The following is an 18,985-nucleotide window of genomic DNA, read 5'->3' on the forward strand; positions in this document are numbered from 1 at the left end:
GAAGGACCGGCCCGGGCCTTACTGAGAAAACCTCAGTGAGGCCCGAGCAACCTCGCGATGGCCCAATCCTGCACCGCGAGACCCACCGACTTGAACACCGTTCGCCCACTCACGGACGGCGGCGCACCCAACGCATCCCCGAGTTCGACCAACGAAGACCGCTCCACCAACCCGGCGTCCACCGCGTGGATCACCTCACCGGCCTCCTCGAGCACCGCCTCGACCTGATCCACGACGACACACGAGGCACTCCCGAGCAGCTCGGCCGGGAGCTCCCGCATGGAAGGCAGGTACGACCCGATCGCATTGACGTGCACCCGCGCAGGCAGATCGTCCACATCGAACAGAGGAGTCGAAGATGACGTAGCACAGCAAACGATCTCCGCATCGGAGACGGCGTCCGCGGCCGACGAGGCCACCCGCGTCGTCACGTCCGGGAACTCGGCGCCCATCCGCTCCGCGAAGGCGTGCGCGCGCGAAGGGGAACGGCCGAACACCGTCAGCTGACGAACCGGCCGCACCGCCGCCACCGCCCGCACCTGGTCGGCGGCCTGCGCGCCGGTGCCGAGGAGCGCCAGGCGACCGGCGGACGGCGGGGCGAGCAGGTCCGTCGCGACGCCGGATGCCGCGCCCGTGCGGAGCGTCGTCACCTCGATCGCGTCGGCGACCACCTGGCCCTCGGCCGTGTTCCACACCAGCGTGCCGAGAATCATCGGGGTGCGGCCGGCGACCAGGCTGAGCGTCTTCACGACCGTCGTCGACGTCGGGGTGTGGCACGCGCTCATCACCAGCGTCGTGCCGCCGCCGAAGGACAACCGTTGCGGCACCACGAAACGGCCGGCGGCGAGGTCGAGGAACGCCTCCCGGACCGCGTCGACGGCGGCGGTCATCGGCACGGCGGCCCGGACGGCTTGGGCATCGAGCATGCGCGGACCCTTCGACGTCGGAAACTCCCGCTAGCCTGACGCGGTGCCCGATGCCACGCAAGATCCACCCGTCCAAGAACAGCGGTTCGTCCGCGACGACTGGTACGGAGAGGAGATCACCGGACGGCACTACGTGCGCTGCGAGTTCCTCGAGGTCGACCTCTCGGAGGCGCAGACGCGGAACTCGGTCTTCACCGACTGCGTGTTCGGGAACGTGCGGTTCAACGCGTCCCGTCACACGGACTCGGCGTTCACCGGCTGCGCCTTCAAGCGGTGCAACTTCTTCGACGCCGAGTTCACCGGGTGCAAGCTCGTCGGCGCGACCTTCAGCGAGTGCGAACTGCGCCCGCTGCGGGTCACCGGCGGCGACTGGTCGTTCGCCGGCCTGGCGGGTGCCGACCTGCGGTCGGTCGCCTTCCACGGGGTGCGGATGCGCGAAGCCGACCTCACCGGGGCGAACGGCGGTGACGCCGTGTTCACCGACGTCGACCTCTCGGGCGCGATGCTGCACGCCGTCAAACTGCCGCGCGCGGACCTGCGCGGCAGCGACCTCTCGGCGCTCGACCCGGTGAACGCCGACCTGGCGGGCGCGATCGTGTCACCCGAACAGGCTGCGGTGCTCGTCACGTCGCTCGGGCTGCGCGTCCGGGCGTAGGCTCGGGCCGACCGGAAGGAGGGCTGCATGGGCGTCGTGACTCCGGGGTTCCGCGGCCGGGCCCGCAGCGGCAACCCGCGCCTGCCACCCGGGCAGTACCTCGCCGAGGACTTCCCCGTGCTGTCGGCCGGGCCGACTCCGCGCGTGCGCACCGAGACGTGGGAGTTCACGGTCACCACCGAAGCCGGCGAGAAGCACTCCTGGAACTGGGCCGAGCTGATGGCCCTGCCCAGCGAGAAGCCCACAGTGGACATCCACTGCGTCACCCAGTGGTCCAAACTGGACACCCGCTGGCGCGGCGTCGCGGTGGACACGCTGGTCGGCGGGCTCGACACCGCCGCCGACTACGTCATGGTGCACTCCTACGGCGGCTACACGACGAACCTGCCGCTCGCCGACCTGCTCGACGGCCAGGCCTGGATCGCCTACGAGTACGGCGGCCGGCCGCTGACGCCCGAGCACGGCGGCCCGGCGCGGCTGCTCGTGCCGCACCTGTACTTCTGGAAGTCCGCGAAGTGGGTGCGCGGTCTGGAGCTGAAGACCCGGGACGAGCCCGGCTTCTGGGAGAACGTCGGCTACCACGACTACGGGGATCCATGGCGCGAACAGCGGTATCAGGGCGACTAGCCTGGCGGGTCGCCCGCCTGGCCGAAATCCGCGACGAGACCCCGACGGCCCGCACGCTCGTCTTCGACCTGCCCGGCTGGCCGGGGCACCTGGCCGGCCAGCACGTGGACGTCCGGCTGACCGCCGCCGACGGCTACCGCGCGCAGCGCAGCTACTCGCTCGCCGCGCCCGCCGACGGCGACCGGGTCGAGCTGACCGTCCAGCGCGTCGCCGACGGTGAGGTGTCCGAGCACCTGACCGGTCCGTACGCGGTCGGCGACCCCGTCGAGATCCGCGGCCCCGTCGGGGGCTGGTTCGTCTGGCGCCCGACGGACCCCGAGCCGGTCCTGCTCGTCGCGGGCGGCTCGGGCATCGTGCCGCTGATGGCGATGGTCCGCGCCCGCCGGGCGGCCGGCGTCCGGACGCCGTTCAAGCTGATCTACTCGCTGCGCACCCCGGCCGAGCAGTACTACGCCGACGAGCTGCGCACGCCGGTCGCGGGGCTGGACATCACCTACGTCTACACGCGCGAGCTGCCGGAGGGGCGCCCCGGTATCCCGCGGCGCATCGACGTGGCCACGATCAACACGGCGGGCTGGCCGGCGGAGTTCGGGGCGTCGTGCTTCGTCTGCGGTCCGACGGGCTTCGTCGAGACGGTGGCCGACATCCTGGTCGCCCTCGGCCACGACCCGCACCGGATCCGCACGGAACGGTTCGGTCCCAGCCGCGACTGACGGACACCCATCTGATGAATAGGTGACAACGCGCCCCGCTGAGCGGGAACTTGTCGACATTGCGGCGAAGAGATCCTATGTTTCGTCCCATGCTGACGAAGCACGGCTCGAAGCGGCGCCGCACCGTGGTGACCGTTCTCCTGGGGGCGGGCGCGCTGCTCGCCGCGACCGGCCCGGCCGCCGCCGCGGAGCCGGACTCCGCCGATCGGGACGTCTACGTCTCGCCGACCGGCTCCGACCACGCCCCGGGCACCGCGCACCGGCCCGTGCGGACCCTCGGCAAGGCGCGCGACCTCGTGCGCCAACGCGCGCCGCACCTGACGCGCGACCTCACCGTGCACCTCGCGCCCGGCGTCTTCCGGCTGACCGAGCCGCTGCGCCTCGACGCCCGGGACTCGGGCGGCAACGGCCACCGCGTCATCTGGCAGGGCAGCGGCAGCGGCGACACCGAGCTGAACGGCGGCGTGCGCGTCACCGGCTGGCGGCCGGTCCCGGGCCGTCCCGGCCTGTTCGCGGCGGCCGCTCCCCGAGGACTCGACAACACCCGGCAGCTGTACGTCGACGGCGTCCGCGAACAACGCGCTCGCGGCCCGCTGCCGGTGACCGTCAAGGCCACCGCCACCGGCTACACCGCGAGCGCCGACACCCTCGCGCACTGGCGCAACCCCCAGGACATCGAGTTCGTCTACACCGCCGGCGAAGCACTGTGGAACATCCAGCGCGACGGCCTCGGCCAGTGGACCGAGCCGCGCTGCCCGCTCGCGGCGGCCGAGGGCACGACCATCACCATGGCCCAGCCGTGCTGGGACAACTCGACCAAACGCGTGCTCTTCCCGGACATCCCCGGCCGCAGCGTCAACATGGTCGGCCCGGCCGACCTCACCAACGGCCGCCACCCGACCTACGCGGAAAACGCCTTCGAGCTGCTCGACACCCCGGGCGAGTGGTACCTCGACCGGTCCGCCCACGTCGTCTACTACCTGCCGAAGCCGGGCCAGGACCTGCGCCGCGCCGACGTCGAGGTGCCGGTGCTGGAAAAGCTCGTCGACGCGCGGGGGATCCACGACGTCGCCTTCCGCGGGTTGCGCTACTCGTACGCGACGTGGCTGACGCCGTCGTCGCCGGAGGGCTTTTCCGAGATCCAGGCGGGCTACACGATCACCGGCGCGAACGGCTGGGCCACGCAGGGGCTCTGCCAGTTCGTGCCCGGCGGCACCTGCCCGTACGCGTCGTGGACGCGCGAGCCCGCGAACGTCTCGGTGTCGCACGGGCAACGCGTCGAGTTCAGCGACAGCGTCTTCGCCCACCTCGGCGGCGCCGGGCTGGACCTCATCGACGGCACGAAGGAATCCCAGGTTCGCGGCGACATCTTCACCGACATCTCGGGCAACGGCGTCCAGCTCGGCGGAGTCGACAAACCGACCACGGACACCGACGCCGACGTCGTGCGCGACATCGCGGTGACCGACAACCACCTCTACGGCCTGCCAAGGGAATTCCACGGCGGCGTGCCGATCGTCAACGGCTACACCGTGCGGAACACCCTGTCCCACAACCAGATCGACCACGTCGGCTACTCGGCGATCTCCGTCGGCTGGGGTGGCTGGCCGGACAAGATCAAGCAGCCGGCGACGCCGAACCTTTCGCACGACAACACCGTCTCGGACAACCTGATCTTCGACTACATGCTGATGCTCGACGACGGCGGCGGCATCTACACCCAGGGCATCACCGGCACTTCCCTCGACGACGGCGAGAAGGTCACGGGCAACGTGATCCACGGCCAGTGGGGGCTGGGCAAGGGCGTCTACACCGACAACGGCAACACGTACGAGACGATCCGCGGCAACGTGTTGTACGACATGGCATACGCGAACGTCGGCACGGTGCACGTCGACTACCGCGACGGCCTCGGCAACAACGACCCGACACTGACGGAGGGCAACTACTGGGAGCAGGGCGACCGCGACAAGGTGGACAAGGGCGCGATCACGCGCGGCAACAAGCTCCTGGCCAGCCCGTCCGACGCGCCGGCAGCGATCGTCGCGAACGCGGGCCTTGAACCGGCGTACCGCGGTCTCCTCACCCGCCGGGTGGGCGGCCCGGCCCCGGCCGAAGCCCCGTCGCGAGTGGGCACGTTCGCGGTCGCGGGCAAGCTGTACGCGACGTGGAACCCGACGTACGCGTTCAACAACAGCCCGGTGACAACCTACGTGGTAACGGCCACCGGCGGCGGCCGGACTTTCTCGGCAACGATTTCGGCGGCCGACTTCGCGAAGCGCGCGTACGCAGAGGTCCCGGGCCTGACGGACGGGACGCCGTACACGGTAACGGTCGCGGCGCGCAATGCGTACGGCACAAGCGAACCGTCCCTGCCAGCGGCCCCGGTAACGCCGGGCCCGAAGCCGGGAGCGCTACCGGGAGCCCCAACGAGCGCCCGGGCATTGCCGAGCACCACGGCGGCTTCGATCCGCTGGAACCCACCGGCGGCCACGGGCGACACCCCGGTCCTGGGCTACACGATCACGGTGTCCGACGGCCGCACGATCAGGGTGGAGGGCCGCGACGCACTGGTGACCCAGCCGACGATCAAGGGCATGACAAGGGTGGTGAACAACCTGAACCCGGCAACGACGTACACGTTCACGGTGTCAGCGGTAACGGCAACGGGAACCGGCCCAGCAGCCACGTTCACCACCACGACGGCGGCCGCCTGACCGGATTCCTCACACCTCACGGCGGCCGCCGGCGCGCAACGCACGGGAGGCCGCCGCGAGTCGAGTTGTGCACAGCCCAACCGTGATGTGGACAAAGCAGCCCGGCCGGCGGTCTTCATGAGCTTTTCGTCGGGCACCCCCGATACGCTGGAAGCGGGGCCGGCCCCCAGGGAGGGCGGGGGCTGCTTAGGGGGCGTCCGGCCGGGAAAGCACCTCCCGCAGCGTCGCGAGCAGCTCGCGCCGGTTCCCAGGGAACTTTGCCGATGCTGAGCTACGAGCCGCTCCCCAACCGGTTTGAGGCGCCGAAACATGCGCCGAAGAAGGTGCGGGCCGCGTACGGAAGCCCGTGAGGCACGGCGAACTACGCCAGCGACGCGGAAGGTCATCGCGGGAACGCGACGACCGCGTCCGCCTGACAGGACGCGAAGTGGCGTCGGGCCGGGAACGCGACGACGGCGGCCTGAAAGCTAGGGGGCGTCCGGCCGGGAAAGCAGCTCGCGCAACGTAGCGAGCAGCTCCCGCCGGTCCGCCGCCCCCAGCTTCCCGCGGATCCGGGCCATGTGGTGCTCCACCGTCTTCCCGGAAATGAACAGCTTCGACCCCGCCTGCTTGTACGTCAGCCCTTCCACCACCAACCGGGCCACCTCCAGCTCGCGCTCGCTCAACGCCGCCAAGCCCGTCCCCGCCGACGCCGGTTCCGTTGTTCCCGGCTCGCGGCGGGCCGCCGTTCCCTGGAACTGGCGGGCCGCCTCCAGGAGCTGGACCATCGCCTTGCGGTCGGACGTGCGGATCGCCGCCTGGCCCGCCAGCCGGGCCGCGTCCCAGCGCAACCCCAGGTCGTGCATCTCCGCCGCCGCTGCGGAAATCGTGTCCGGCTCGAACTGGCCGCCCAGCACCGACAGCCAGCACCGGGCCGCCGTCGCCAGCGCGCTCGGGTAGCGGCCGCAGTGCGCGTGCGTCGCCAACGTCGCCAAGTGCGCCTTCGCCGCTTCCGCGTCCTCCAGCGTGATCGCCGCGTGCAGCTCGTGCCACACCAGTGAGACCGTCCACAGTGGAGGCTCGCCGAGGCGGGCCAAGAGTGCGTGCGCGCGTTCCAGCTGGCCCGAGATCTTCGCGAACGCCCCCGTGCGGGCCGCCGCGATCGCCAGCTCGCCCAGGGGCAGCAGGCCGAACAGGTCCGTCTGCTGGCGCATCGACGCCTGGTACGCGCGGTTCCACGACCGCTGCAGCCCGACGAGGTCGCTCGCCCGCCGCGCCAGGCCCAGCTCCAGCGTCGCGAAGAACAGCTCGTCGCGGGCCTCCAACGGTCTACCGGCCACGGCGTCGCGGTGCTCGGCCGCCGTCGCGAGGTCGCCCGCCGTCATCGCCACCCAGCCCAGCAGCAGGCGGTGGCGGACCGCCAGGAGGTCGCCGCCGATGCCGCTGTCGAGGGCTCGCGTCAGCACCGACTCCGCCAGCGCCAGTTCCCCCGTGTGCAGCGCGGCCAGCGCGGCGAGCGCCGCCGGGCTGTCCGGCAGCAGCGTGCCGCCCAGGGCCGGCTCCAGCATCGCCGCCGCACCGAGCAGCGTCGACAACGTCTCCGTCGCGCAGCCGTCCACCGAATCCGCTATGCCGCGGGCCATCCGGGTCGCCGCGCCGGCGAACAACGTCGGCGCCACGCCGGGGGCGGGGGAGTCGAGCAGCCGCTGGGCGCCCGCCCGGTCGCCGGTGCCGACCAACGCGATCGCCGCGAACGCGTCGGCCCCGGCCCAGGCGCCCGCGCCGTCCGGAGAAGTGCGGGACGCCCAGTGGTAGAGCTCCGCGCTGCGGGCCAGCTCGCCGCGGTGCGCCAGCACGGTCGCCGCGATCGCCGCGCCGGCCGCGCGGGTGCCCGCGTCCGGGTCGCCGAGCATGCCGTCGCCGAGGCGCAACGCCGTGTCGAGGTCGCCCGAAAGCGCCGTCGCGCGTGCCCAGCCCGTCGTGACGGCCGACGAGCGGTCGCCCGCTTCGGCGGCCGCCTCGAACAACCGCGTCGCCAGCTCGGCGTCCGACGGCAGGGCTTCGGCGGCCGCGGCGGCGAACGCGGCCGCGGCGGACGCGCCCGAGCTGCCGGTGCCGAGCAGCGACCGGGCCAGGTCGAGCACGGGCAGGCCGTTCGCCAGCTGCAGTTCGACCAGCCGCTGCACCGTCGTCAGCCGGCGCGCGGGCGGCCCGTAGTCGCGGACGGCGGCCGCGGCCAGCGGCGGCAGCGTGTCGTCCGGGCCGAGCAGCCCGGTCGCGCGGGCGGCGTCGACGATCGCGGGCAGCCGGTCGGGGCCGCGGTCCAGCAGCGCGCACAGCAGGTCGAGGTTGCGCCCCGCCCCGGCTTCGGCCGCGATCAGGTAGCGCAGGACGTCGTCGTCGAGCTCGTCCAGCTCCGGCCGGAAGTCTTCCAGCCGCCTGAGCAGCTCCCGCTCGGCCAGCCGGGGCACGCCGCCGCTGCGCGCGTGCAGCTCGGCCGCCGCGGCGGGATCGGCGGGCGCACCCGTCACGACCGTGATGAGCCGCGCGACGTCCTCGACGCCGAGCGGGCCGAGCTGCAGCAGCGTCCAGGTCGCCGACACCGGGGCCGGCCGGTGCGCGACGACGATCGGCCCGTCGGCGCCGGTGAGCAGCTCCTCGAGCTGGTCGGGCGCCAGCCGGTCGGCGTCGTCGACGAGCAGGGCTTCGACGCCGGCTTCGCGGTAGCAGCGGTCGAGCGCGGCGAGCAGCACGCTCTTGCCGTACCCGCCGGGCGCGACGACGGCGAGCCGCAGCGGCGCGGCCGGGGCGGCCGCGACCTGGTCGAGCAGCTGCCGGGCCGCCGGGTGCACGGGGACGAGCGGGGAGACCTGCGTGAGCAGAGTGTTCAACAGTGACCTTCACCGGAGGGGGCGCCGGGACCGGCGCAGTGGCTCGGGGCGGGGGAGGTGTCGGGGCCGGCGGTGGCTTCGCGGGCGGTGAGGGTGATCACGACGGCGGAGATGGCCGCCGCGACCACGAGGACCGCGGCGGCGAGGGGGCGCCGCCGCCGGAACAGGTTGAGCGGGGTGGCGCGCTCGGGCAGTTCGAACGGCGTGATGTCGACCGGCGGCCGGGGCGGCCGCTCGCCGAGGTCACCGAGCGTGTCCACCTGGGGGAGCAGGGTGGTCTCGACGGCGGGGGGTTCGTGCGGGGTACCCCGGTGGTCCGCGCGCAGCGCCGCGAGGGCGGCCGCGCCGAGGGCGGCGGCCGCCGGCGGAACCGGTCCCGCGAACACCGGGCACGGCGGCCGGGCCGGCAGCGCGTGCGGCGGGACGTCGCCGCAGAACACCACGCCGGCGAGCCCCTTGGGGGACGTCGAAGCCGCGCCGGCGAGGGCGAACAGCGTGCTGAGCGCCGCGGCCGGGGCGACGCCTTCGGCACCGGACGCGGGCTGCCACCCGCTCGCGCCGGTGGCCGTGGCCAGCGTGACGTTCACGCCGTCGGCGCCGAACTCGCACACCCCGGCGAACTGCGCGCCGGGACCCGGGACGGGCAGGTGCGCCCCGAGCGCCGCGACCGAGCCGGGGACCAGGGTGACCGCGGTGAACCCGGCGTCGGCCAGTGCGCGGCGCAGCACGTCACGCCGGTAGCCGCCCCAGTCCGCGGGGTGGGTCAGCACCAGGTGCCGCGGGGGGCCGCCGAGCAGGTTCGCGGCGTGCTCGGCGATGCCTTCGACGAGCACGGTGGTCAGCGTCTCGGGCGGGAACGGCTCGCCTTCGACGAGCATCGGCACGTCGTCGCCGATCCGCCGGTGGAAGCCGGTGAGCAGCCGGGACGGGACCCGGGCACCCGCCTGCGCGGCCGCGTCGCCCGTCAGCAGGTACCCCTCGTCGTCCAGGAACAGCGCGGACGCGGCGGCCGGGGTTCGTTCACCCAGCCAGAGGGGTTCGGGCTCGCCCCAGCCGGGGCCTTGACGACGGCAGGTCGCGGCGTGGGTCCGCCCCTGTGCCACATCGATCCCGAGGACGTAGGGCAACGGCGCTTCCTCCTCACCTCGCGGGGCCGATCGGGGGCGCGGAATCCCCCTAGGGCTCGGGGCATCCTCACCCAAACGGGTTAGTCAAGCAAGTGGTTGGAGGGATTTAACCCAACTGAGTGCGTCTCGGATGAGCCCCTAACTCCCTAACGATGACATATCGATCCCCTATCGGCTGACTGGCCCGCAACTCGGAGTGATCCCCGATGTGCGTGGGGGGACCGGATCCCTAGCTTGATGTCGGAGCAGCGGTCCCTGCGGCCGATGCTGTCCCCCGAACCACCGGACCAGGAGAAATCCCCATGGACTCCGTGCAGACGTTGCACGACTTCGCTCTGAACCTGCTCAACGACCCGACCGCCCTCGCGGCCTTCGGGACGGACCCGCAGGGCGTCCTCGCCGCCGCCGGTCTCGGCGACGTCAGCGCCGCCGACGTGCACGAGGTCATCCCGCTGGTGCTCGACTTCGTCCCGGTCGACAGCCTCCCGGCCGTCGGTGGCCTCCCCGGCGTCGGCGACCTGCTGCCGGTCGGCACCGACGCCCCCGGCATCCAGGGCGCGATCGACCAGCTCACCGCCCTCACCGCGGGCCTCGGCCTGCCGGCCGTCCCGGAGCTGCCGGGCGTCGGCGACCTCGGCGTCGGCGAGCTGCCCGCCGTGGGCCAGCTGCCCGCGGTCGGCGCGCTCCCGGGCGTGAACGACCTCACCAACGTCGGCAACGTGACCGCGCTGGCCGGCAACGTGCTGGGCGGCGACCTGGCGAACGGCCTCGACTCGGCCGCGCTGACCAACCTGACCGCCGCCCCGGCGTACCTGACCGACGCCAACGACGGTGTCGTCGCCGGTGCCGTGGACCAGGGCTACCAGGCCGTCGGCGGCGTCGTCGACCAGGCGCACCAGGCCGTCGGCCTGGCCAACGCGCAGGTCCACGAGGTCACCACCGACGTCCACGACGTCACCAGCGGCCTCGGCGTCGGCGACCTGGCCGGCAACGTCACCGGCCACATCGGCGACTTCACCGGCATCATCAAGGGTGCGGCCGACCTCGACGTGAAGCACGTCACCGGCGAGATCTCGCACAACGTCGGCGACGTCACCGGCGTCGTGACGAACGCCACCGGCATCAACGTGGACCACAACGTCGCGGGTGCCGTCGGCGACATCGCCAGCGGCAACAGCGCCGGCACCGCCGTCCACGACGTGGTCTCCGACGTGGCGGACGTCAGCCACAACGCGCTGGGCAACCTGCACATCGGTGACATCGCGTCGAACGACATCCACCTCGGGCACTGATCCCCGAACCGGTCACCGGTGCCCGTCCCGCGGTCTGGGTGCAGCCGCGGGACGGGCACCCGGTGTGCGCACGGGGAGTAAACCGGGGACACTCGTCCGCTGTGACCGCACCGGCTTGGCTCGAAGTGCTCAACGAGACGCTGGACGCGTGCCGCACGCACGGCCGCGCCGATCTCGCCGAGCGCCTCCGCAGACGTCGGGACGCGCCCGAGGGGCAGATCCGCCTCGGCGTCCTCGGCTTCCCCAAACAGGGCAAGGGATACCTGCTCAACGCGGTGCTGAACGCGCCCGTGTGCGCGGTCGGCGACGCCGCCACCCCCGAGGTCCCCACCGAAATCGGCTACGCCGCCGAACCCGCCGCCACCCTGGTCGGCCGCTCCCGCGAACGGACCCCCGTCGCGGTCGAACGGCTCAGCGGTGAACTCGGCGCCCGGCCCGCCGGCACGCTCAGCCGCGTCGAGGTCGGCGTGCCGCGCGAGTTGCTTTCCGCCGGTCTCGTCCTGGTCGACACCCCGCCGGTCGGCGACCCGCGGTCGCCGCGCACCGCCGCGGCGCTCGACCTGCTCGCCGAAGCGGACGCCATCATCCTCGTCTCCGACGCGACCGCGCCGCTCACCGCGGCCGAGCTCGCGCTCGCCCGGCATGTGCGCACGTGGTGCCCGCACGTCGTGCTGGCGCTGACCAAGATCGACGCTTCCCCGGGGTGGCGCGCGGTCGCCGAGCGCAACCGCGGGATGCTCGCCGAGGCCGGGATCGACGCGCCGGTCCTGCCGGTTTCCGCCGTCGTGCGCCAAGCCGCCGCGAAGGCGGGCGACGCCGAGCTCAACGCGCGTTCGGGCTTCCCCGAGCTGCTCACGTGGATCGCCGAACAGGCCGCGCGGCCGCCGGAGCAGTCCCGCGCGCTGCTCGCCGCCGTCGGGGTCCGCGCCGCCGCCGCGGAGCTGGTCGAGTCGCTGCGCGACCGCGTCGAGGCTGCGGGGCAGGACGCCGGGCTCGGCCAGGCCGCGCTGCTGCAGCGCGCGCAACGCCGGGCCGACGACCTGCGGCGGCAGAACACCCGGTGGCAGAACCTGCTTTCCGACGAAATCGCCGACCTCATGGGTGACGTCGAGTACGACCTGCGCGAGCGGACGCGCAAGATCGTCAACACCATCGACCAGACCTTCGACGAGGGCGACCCGGCGAAGGTCTGGGACGAATTCGCGCCGTGGCTGGACAATTCGCTGGCCGAAGCGATCGAGACGAACTACGCGTGGCTGACCGAACGGGCGCAGTGGACCGCGCAGGCGGTCGCGGCGTGCTTCGGCGCGCAGTACGACCACGCGCTGCCCGACCTGCCGCTCGACGGCTCGGGCATCGACCACCTCGACGACGTCCGGCGGCCGAAGATCGAGAAGTTCAAGATCGGCCAGCAGGCCTTCACCGGCTTGCGCGGTTCCTACGGCGGCGTGCTGATGTTCGGTCTGGTGACGAGCCTGCCGTGGCTCGGCCTGCCGCTGATCAACCCGGTCTCGATCAGCGCCGGCGCGGCGTTCGCGGTGAAGACGATCCGCGACGAGGGCGGGATGCGGCTGCAGCGTCGCCAGGCCGTCGCCAAGCAGGCCGCGCAACGGCACGTCGACGACGTCTTCCTGCGGTTCAGCAAGGAAAGCCGCGACGCGATCCGCGTCGTGCAGCGGCGGCTGCGCGACCACTTCACCGGCCTGGCCGAAGACCTCGCGGACGAGCTGACGCGCGAACGCGAGACGATCATGGCCGGCTCCGCGGAACGCGAGCGGCGGACCGTCCACATCAGACGCGAGATCGACCGGCTGGCCGGCCTGCACCAGCGCGCGGGCGAGCTCGGCACGATCGCCGGCCGGAAGCGGCGGGAGCTTTCGGCGTGACCCAGGACGTCCGCGACCTGCTGCACGCCGCGGCCGGGCTCTACCGCGACGACCCGCGTGCTTCGGCGTTGCTGCACGACTGCCTCGACCGGCTGGAGCAGCCGCTGCGCGTCGCGTTCACGGGGGCGCCGTCGTCGGGCAAGACGACCCTCGCCGCCGCGCTCGGCGAATGGCCGACGCGGGCGCTGCGCGACCTCGTGCTGCTCGACGACCCGGGCCCGGCAGGCGACTTCCCGGACGCGACCGTCCGGCTGGTGCGGCACCTCGAGCCGGACGAGCTCGCGGCGGCGCACGCACCGGGCGGGTCGCCGTTCGCGCGGCAGAGCGCGGTCAACTCGGTCCTGGTGCTGTCGCGGGCCGACGAGGTCGGCGCGGGCCGGATCGACGCGTTGCTGACCGCGAAGCAGCTCGCGCGCCGGGCGTGGCGCGAAGACCCGCTGTGCACGGGGTTCCTGGGCGTGATCGCGGTCGCGGGCCAGCTGGCGTACGGGGGGCGCTCGCTGCGCGACGACGAGTTCGACCTGCTCGCCGCGTTCGCCGCGGTGCCGCGCGAGGAGCTGGAACGGCACGTGTTGTCGGTGGACTCGTTCACCGACCCGGCGTTCCCCGGCCCGATCCCGGTCGAGACGCGGCGCTCGCTGGTGGTCCGGTTCGGCGTGTTCGGCGTCCGTCTGGCGCTGACGCTGATCCGCACCGGCTGCGACGACCGGCTCAAGCTGTCGGCGGAACTGGTGCGCCGCAGCGGTCTCGGTGAACTGCGGGACACCCTGGCGGGGTGTTTCGTGGCGCGGGCGGAGGCGTTGAAGGCACGCACGGCGGTCATCCGCCTGGAGGCGCTGCTGGCGGCCCAGCCCCGCCCGGGCGGCGACCGCCTGGTGTCCCGGGTCGAGCGTTTCGCGGCGGCGGCGCACGACTTCCGCGAGCTGCGCTTGATCGCGGACATCACGGGCGGCCGCACGGCGTTGTCCGGCGAGCCCGCGGAAGAGGCGATCCGGCTGCTGGGCGCACAGGGCACGTCCCCGGCGGACCGGCTGGGGCTGGAGCCGGACGCGGACCCGGGCGACATCTACGACGCGGGCTTGGACGCGCTGCGCCGCTGGCGGCACGAGGCGGAGAGGCCGGACAAGCCGCACGCCGAGCGAACCGCGGCGCACGTGGTGGTGCGGTCGACCGAGGGGCTGCTGGCGCTGTTCGCTTAGAGGACCGCGGTGGCTTCGACCTCGACCAAGTGCTCGGGCACGTCCAGCGCCGCGACGCCGATGAGGGTGGCCGGCGGTTTGGCGGTGGTGCCCAGCTTTTCGGCGGCGCGCGCGATCCCGGCGAGCAGGTCGGGCATCTTGTCCGGTGTCCAGTCGACGACGTAGCAGGTCAGTTTCGCGACGTCGCCGAAGGAACCGCCGGCCGCGGACAGGGCCGTGGCGACGTTGACGTAGCACTGCTCGACCTGCGCGGCGAGGTCGGGCTCGGTGTCCCAGGCGACCTGCCCGGCGACGAAGACGAGCTTCGTCCCCGACGCGATCGCCACCTGGTGGTACACGTCGATCTCGGGCAGTTCCGGGGCATTGATCAGGGTGACGGCCACTTTTCCTCCGTGGTCTCTTGTCGTTACTCAGGAACCATAGGAGAGTGTTGGACCATGCGGAAGAAGGCACTTTTCGGTGACGGGGGAACCAGATGGTGACCAAGCAGGACGCGGACCTCTCCCGCGCGGATTCCCTGGCGCGCGAGATCTTCTCCGACGTCGCCAACAAGTGGGCGTTCCTCATCATCGAGACCCTCGGCGACCGCACCCTGCGCTTCAGTGAGCTGCGCGACGCGGTCGAAGGCATCAGCCACAAGATGCTCACCCAGAACCTGCGCATGCTGGAGCGCAACGGCCTCGTCGAACGCGAGGTGCACCCGACCGTGCCGCCGCGGGTCGAGTACACCCTCACCTCGCCAGGGCAGGGGCTGCGCGCGACCGTCGACGCCATGTGCGGGTGGACGCAGCGGTTCCTCGGCGACATCGAGACGGCCCGGCGCCGGTTCGAAGCCTGACGGCAAGAAGAAACCGGCAATCCGGGCATCCGGGTCATCGCTGTCCGGTGTTGACTCCCGGTTGCGCCCGCCGCACCATAGATCGGTCTATGGTCCAGCGCCGGCCCGAGGAGTCCTCTGATGCCCGAAGACGTCCGCCCCCGCGTCCGGTTGTTCGGCGAGCTCCTCGCGCACTGGGCCCGGGAACGGCCCGGCGACACCGCGCTCATCTTCGGCGACCGGCGGTGGACCTGGGCGGAGTTCGACGAGCGCGTCCGGCGGCTGTCGGGTGCGCTCGCGACGGCCGGGGTCGGCAAGGGCGACCGGGTCGCCTTCGTCGACAAGAACCACCCCGCCTGCTTGGAAACCACCTTCGCGGCCGCCGGGGTCGGGGCCGCGAACGCCGTGGTCAACTGGCGGCTCTCCGGTGACGAACTCGCCTACGTCCTCGAGGACGCCGGCGCGAAGGTCGTCTTCGTCGGCGCCGAACTCGTACCCGCGCTCGACGCCGTCCGCGACCGGCTGCCCGCCCTCGAACGCGTGGTCGTCGTCGGCGGCGAACACGACGAATACGAGGCCTTCCTGGCCGGTGCGGCGCCGCGCACCGCGTCCGATGTGGACGCAGACGACGGCGTCCTCATCATGTACACCAGCGGCACCACCGGCTTCCCCAAGGGCGCGGTGCTGACCCACCACAGCGTCATCGCGCACGGCCTCGCCGCCGGCACCGCGTTCCCGATCGGCCCCGGCGACGTCAACCTCGTCGCGATGCCGCTGTTCCACGTCGGCGGCAGCTGCTACGCCGTTTCCGGGTTCCTCTACGGCGAACCGTCCTACCTGACGCGCGAGCCGGACGCGGCGTCGCTGTTCGCCGCGCTGCAGGCCGGGATCACGCACGCCTTCCTCGTCCCCGCCGTCGTCGCCGGGATCGCGCAGGGCGGCGAGGCCGCGCTCAAGGCGTTCTCGCGGCTGAAGTACCTCTGCTACGGCGCGTCGCCGATGCCGCTTCCCTTGCTGCGCACGGTGCTCGCGGCCTGGCCGGACGTCCGGTTCGCGCAGGTCTACGGCATGACCGAGCTGTCCGGCGCGGTCACCGCGCTCGACCCGGAGGCGCACCGGGACGCGTCGCGCCCCGAACGGCTGGCGTCGGCGGGCACGGCACTGTCCGGTGTGGACATCCGGATCGTCGACCCGGTCACGCAGGACGACGCCGAGGTCGGCGAAGTCTGGGTTCGCACCGAACAGAAGATGGCCGGTTACCTCGGCAAGCCGGAGGCGACCGCGGAGACCATTGTGGACGGGTGGGTGCGCACCGGCGACGTCGGGCGCCTCGACGACGGCGGGTTCCTGTTCCTCGAAGACCGCGTCAAGGACATGATCATCACCGGCGGCGAGAACGTGTACTCGCCGGAGGTCGAGCGCGTCGTCGCGGAGTTCCCCGGCGTCACCGAGGTGGCCGTGATCGGCGTGCCGGACGACCGGTGGGGCGAGCAGGTCAAGGCCGTCGTCGCCGGCGAGGGGCTCGACGCCGACAAGCTGGTGGAGTTCTGCCGCGAGCGGCTGGCCCACTACAAGTGCCCGCGCAGCGTCGACGTCGTGGAAGCGTTGCCGCGCAACGCGACCGGCAAGATCCTCAAGCGTTCGCTGCGCGAGCCGTACTGGCGGGACCGGGACCGGAACGTCTGATGCCCGCGGTCACGCGGCAGGCGTACTTCGAGGCCGCGCTGGACGTGCTGGCGGAGCACGGGTTCACCGAGCTGAACGTCGGACGGCTGTGCCGCGCCCTCGGCGTCACGAGCGGTTCGTTCTACCACCACTTCGGCGGCTGGCCGGGGTTCGTCGAGCGGCTCCTCGAGCACTGGGAGAATCGGCAGGTGCTGATCCTGCGCGCGCGGAACTTCGGCACCGGCGGGCCGTCGGCGGACTTCGCCGCGCTGATGGACCTGACGCTCGGGCTGCCGCACGAGGCCGAGGCGGCCATCCGCGCGTGGGCGGCGAACGACGAAACCGTGCGGGCGGCCCAGAAACGCGTCGACTCGGCACGGCTGCGGACGGTCGGGACGGTGGTCAAGGGGATCGTCGGCGACGGCGACCTGGCGCGGACGCTGACGTCGCTGGGCATGGCGGTGCTGGTGGGGCACCAGCAGCTGGCGTCGGCGGGCGAGCACAGCGAACTCGCGACACTGTTGGCGGAGTACACCCGGCTGGTGCACTCACGGGCTTAGGCGTTGCCGAGGATCCGCGTGATCGCGATCTCCAGGACCACCCGCTGCGGGTTGGGCTTGGGTTGCCGGTAGCGCGCGGCGTAGCGGTTTTCCGCGTCCCGCACGGACTCCGGGTCGTCGCGCAGCACCGCGCGTCCCTCCAAAGTGGACCACTTCGGGCCTTCGAGCTGGCAGACCGCGACGGGAACGCCGGCGTCGCCCGCGGCGCGGATCATCCGGGCCTTGACGGACGTGCCGAACGTGATCACGCGCGCGATCCCGGCTTCGAAGTCCACGGTCACGCCGACCGCGACGACGTGCGGGGTGCCGTCCGGCCGGACCGTGGTGAGGGTGGCCAGCCGTCGCTCGGTCCAGAACGCGCGGAAGTCGGAGCCGTGGTCGTCGATCTTCATGGGGTCCACGCTAGTCCGTCCGGGTGGCGGAACGCTCGTGAGACCACTCACGGTCATAGTAAGGAAAGTTTCCTAACAGTCTTGACCTGGTCTTGAACCTTCTGCCACGCTCTGATCACCCTCGCCGCAGCCAACGATGACTGTCTTTACGGAGGACCGATGAAGAGAATCGTCCGGGCGGTGGTGGCCACGGCCGCGCTCGCCGCCGGGCTGCTGAGCGTGCCGGCGACCGCGTCCGCGGCCGGCACCCCGTACGTGCCGGGGACCCTGCGGCCGTCCGCCTCGCAGGCCACGCAGGATGCCGCGCTGCAGAAGTACTACGACTTCTGGAAGAAGAACTTCCTGACGACCAAGTGCGGCAGCGGCACGTACGCCGTGCTGTCCAAGGACGCCGACCACTCCTTCGTCGCCGAGGGCGAGGGGTACGGCATGACGATCTCGGCGATGATGGCCGAGAAGGACCCGCAGGCCCGGGCGATCGTCGACGGGATCCTGAAGTTCGTGAAGGCGCACCCGTCGGTCAACAACAAGGACCTGCACGCGGCCGAGCAGGATTCGAACTGCAAGAGCGTCAACGGCAGCGACTCCGCCACCGACGGCGACCTCGAAATCGCCTACGGCCTGCTGATCGCGGACAAGAAGTGGGGTAGCGCGGGCTCGGTCAACTACAAGGCCGAGGCCGTCCGGATCATCAACGCGATCAAGAAGTCCGAGGTCAACGGCACCACGAAGTTCACGCTGCTCGGCGACTGGGGCAACGACGCGGAGTACAAGAACAGCTCGCGCTCGTCGGACTGGATGCCCGGGCACCTGCGCGCGTTCGCCACGGCCACCGGCGACAGCTTCTGGACGTCGGTCCGCACCCGTTCGGAGACGGCGGTGAGCCAGCTGCAGTCGTCGTACGCGCCGAACACGGGGCTGCTGCCGGACTTCGTGGTCAACACGAACTCGACGCCCAAGCCGGCCCCGGCGGACTTCTTGGAGGGTCCGTACGACGGAAAGTACAGCTGGAACGCGTGCCGAGACCCGTGGCGCCTGGGCGCGGACGCCATTTCTTTCTCGGGCAGCGCGGCGGCGGCACAGGTCCGCAAAATGAACACGTGGATCAAGTCCGCAACGGGCGGCGACCCGGCGAAGATCCAGAGCGGGTATTCGCTGTCGGGCTCGAAGACGGAGAGCGGCCAGCACCCGTGCTTCACGGCCCCGTTCGCGGTGGCGGCGATGACGGACGCGGGCAGCCAGGCATGGCTGGACAAACTGTGGACGGCGGTCTCGACGTGGTCCCCGGACGCGACGGACTACTACGGGACGGGCATCACGGTCCAGGTGCTGTTGATATTGAGCGGTAACTACGTGGCCGCGTAACTACTCCTGCCGCGGAGGGGCGGGTCCGACCTCCCCCGCCCCTCCCGTGGGATTTTCAGCCGGCGGGGGGGGGGGGGGGGGGGGGGGGGGGGGGGGGGGGGGCCCCCCCCCCCCCCCCCCACGCCGGTGGACTGGGCGCGGGCCGTGGCGGCGGTGCCGGTGAACGCGCTCGCG

At 72.3% G+C, this 18,985-nt stretch carries 16 protein-coding genes; 11 read left to right on the forward strand and 5 right to left on the reverse strand.

Annotated features, from left to right (window positions below; translation table 11 throughout):
• Positions 1–32: 32 nt before the first annotated feature.
• Positions 33–926, reverse strand: a complete 894-nt coding sequence (locus ACIQWX_RS45630; RefSeq protein ID WP_400885235.1) for an ornithine cyclodeaminase family protein — start codon at positions 924–926, stop codon at positions 33–35.
• Positions 927–969: 43 nt separating this feature from the next.
• Here ACIQWX_RS45630 and ACIQWX_RS45635 point away from each other — a divergent pair, with 43 nt between their 5' ends.
• The 4 genes from ACIQWX_RS45635 (at position 970) to ACIQWX_RS45650 (ending at position 5,638) form a co-directional block, all read left to right on the forward strand.
• The gene (locus tag ACIQWX_RS45635) at positions 970–1,581 is read left to right on the forward strand and encodes a pentapeptide repeat-containing protein (protein WP_400885238.1); all 612 of its coding nucleotides are present in this window, start codon (positions 970–972) and stop codon (positions 1,579–1,581) included.
• Positions 1,582–1,608: 27 nt separating this feature from the next.
• The gene (locus ACIQWX_RS45640; RefSeq protein ID WP_400885240.1) at positions 1,609–2,208 is read left to right on the forward strand and encodes a sulfite oxidase-like oxidoreductase; all 600 of its coding nucleotides are present in this window, start codon (positions 1,609–1,611) and stop codon (positions 2,206–2,208) included.
• Positions 2,178–2,921 (forward strand): ferredoxin reductase, encoded by a 744-nt coding sequence (locus ACIQWX_RS45645; RefSeq protein WP_400885242.1) that lies wholly within the window; start codon positions 2,178–2,180, stop codon positions 2,919–2,921. Before ACIQWX_RS45640 ends, ACIQWX_RS45645 begins: the two co-directional genes overlap by 31 nt.
• 89 nt (positions 2,922–3,010) lie before the next feature.
• A complete protein-coding gene (locus ACIQWX_RS45650) occupies positions 3,011–5,638 on the forward strand; it encodes a fibronectin type III domain-containing protein (protein WP_400885244.1) in 2,628 nt (875 codons plus the stop codon).
• Positions 5,639–6,105: 467 nt separating this feature from the next.
• On the opposite strand, the gene ACIQWX_RS45655 is transcribed toward ACIQWX_RS45650, so the two are convergent.
• Both ACIQWX_RS45655 and ACIQWX_RS45660 read right to left on the reverse strand, forming a co-directional pair.
• Positions 6,106–8,508 carry a LuxR C-terminal-related transcriptional regulator gene (locus ACIQWX_RS45655; protein ID WP_400885246.1) on the reverse strand — a complete coding sequence of 801 codons (2,403 nt, stop codon included), beginning with the start codon at positions 8,506–8,508 and terminating at the stop codon, positions 6,106–6,108.
• Positions 8,505–9,635 carry a molecular chaperone DnaK gene (locus ACIQWX_RS45660; RefSeq protein ID WP_400885249.1) on the reverse strand — a complete coding sequence of 377 codons (1,131 nt, stop codon included), beginning with the start codon at positions 9,633–9,635 and terminating at the stop codon, positions 8,505–8,507. Before ACIQWX_RS45660 ends, ACIQWX_RS45655 begins: the two co-directional genes overlap by 4 nt.
• 302 nt (positions 9,636–9,937) lie before the next feature.
• On the opposite strand from ACIQWX_RS45660, the gene ACIQWX_RS45665 reads away from it, so the two are divergent.
• The 3 genes from ACIQWX_RS45665 to ACIQWX_RS45675 all read left to right on the forward strand — a co-directional run bounded on the left by ACIQWX_RS45665 (position 9,938) and on the right by ACIQWX_RS45675 (position 14,012).
• Positions 9,938–10,927 (forward strand): IniB N-terminal domain-containing protein, encoded by a 990-nt coding sequence (locus ACIQWX_RS45665; protein ID WP_400885251.1) that lies wholly within the window; start codon positions 9,938–9,940, stop codon positions 10,925–10,927.
• Positions 10,928–11,028: 101 nt separating this feature from the next.
• A complete protein-coding gene (locus ACIQWX_RS45670; protein ID WP_400885253.1) occupies positions 11,029–12,813 on the forward strand; it encodes an isoniazid inducible protein IniA in 1,785 nt (594 codons plus the stop codon).
• Positions 12,810–14,012, forward strand: a complete 1,203-nt coding sequence (locus tag ACIQWX_RS45675) for a GTPase (protein ID WP_400885256.1) — start codon at positions 12,810–12,812, stop codon at positions 14,010–14,012. Before ACIQWX_RS45670 ends, ACIQWX_RS45675 begins: the two co-directional genes overlap by 4 nt.
• Here ACIQWX_RS45675 and ACIQWX_RS45680 read toward each other — a convergent pair.
• Positions 14,009–14,395 (reverse strand): RidA family protein, encoded by a 387-nt coding sequence (locus ACIQWX_RS45680; protein WP_400885258.1) that lies wholly within the window; start codon positions 14,393–14,395, stop codon positions 14,009–14,011. The two genes, ACIQWX_RS45675 and ACIQWX_RS45680, sit on opposite strands and share 4 nt — an antisense overlap.
• Before the next feature lie 92 nt (positions 14,396–14,487).
• Here ACIQWX_RS45680 and ACIQWX_RS45685 point away from each other — a divergent pair, with 92 nt between their 5' ends.
• From ACIQWX_RS45685 to ACIQWX_RS45695, 3 genes are all read left to right on the forward strand, one after another.
• Positions 14,488–14,850 (forward strand): winged helix-turn-helix transcriptional regulator, encoded by a 363-nt coding sequence (locus ACIQWX_RS45685; RefSeq protein ID WP_400885261.1) that lies wholly within the window; start codon positions 14,488–14,490, stop codon positions 14,848–14,850.
• 120 nt (positions 14,851–14,970) lie between these two features.
• A complete protein-coding gene (locus ACIQWX_RS45690; protein ID WP_400885263.1) occupies positions 14,971–16,515 on the forward strand; it encodes a long-chain fatty acid--CoA ligase in 1,545 nt (514 codons plus the stop codon).
• Entirely contained in the window at positions 16,515–17,054 is a 540-nt protein-coding gene (locus ACIQWX_RS45695; protein WP_400885266.1) for a TetR/AcrR family transcriptional regulator, read from the forward strand. The genes ACIQWX_RS45690 and ACIQWX_RS45695 overlap by 1 nt, the downstream gene beginning before the upstream one ends.
• Here the strand turns inward: ACIQWX_RS45695 and ACIQWX_RS45700 are convergent.
• Entirely contained in the window at positions 17,051–17,446 is a 396-nt protein-coding gene (locus ACIQWX_RS45700; RefSeq protein ID WP_400885268.1) for a PPOX class F420-dependent oxidoreductase, read from the reverse strand. The genes ACIQWX_RS45695 and ACIQWX_RS45700 overlap by 4 nt on opposite strands.
• Positions 17,447–17,605: 159 nt before the next feature.
• On the opposite strand from ACIQWX_RS45700, the gene ACIQWX_RS45705 reads away from it, so the two are divergent.
• A complete protein-coding gene (locus ACIQWX_RS45705; RefSeq protein ID WP_400885270.1) occupies positions 17,606–18,811 on the forward strand; it encodes a glycosyl hydrolase family 8 in 1,206 nt (401 codons plus the stop codon).
• Positions 18,812–18,985 lie beyond the last annotated feature (174 nt).

The sequence above is a fragment of the Amycolatopsis sp. NPDC098790 genome (genome assembly GCF_044759945.1).
Classification (GTDB): domain Bacteria; phylum Actinomycetota; class Actinomycetes; order Mycobacteriales; family Pseudonocardiaceae; genus Amycolatopsis.